The 273-nt window shown below is 56.8% G+C and carries 1 protein-coding gene; it reads left to right on the plus strand.

Features of this window, described 5'->3' with window-relative positions; translation table 11 throughout:
* Window positions 1-2: 2 nt before the first annotated feature.
* Window positions 3-273, plus strand: a 271-nt coding sequence (locus ABG80_RS23175) for a protein rep (protein ID WP_268761020.1), incomplete at its 3' end; no start/stop codon positions are given.

The following is a 273-nucleotide window of genomic DNA, read 5'->3' on the forward strand; positions in this document are numbered from 1 at the left end:
CTGTGAGGCTGCATGCGGCCAGCTTCTGCATGAAGCACCTGCTTTGCCCTCTGTGTGCCATTAGACGGGGCGCTAAGTCGATGAAAGCCTACTTGGATAGGTGGGAGGTCATCCGAGCCGAGAAAACGGCTCTGAGACCTTTTTTGGTGACTTTGACGGTGAAGAACGGTGATGACCTGGCTGAACGCTTTAAGCACCTTCATAGAGCCCAGCGCGAGCTATGGAAACGCCGGCAACGTGGTCGCGGCTCTGTGCTCGATGGTGTTGTGGGCG

This window comes from Aquabacterium parvum, from assembly GCF_001447195.1.
Taxonomy (GTDB): Bacteria; Pseudomonadota; Gammaproteobacteria; order Burkholderiales; family Burkholderiaceae_C; genus Aquabacterium; species Aquabacterium parvum.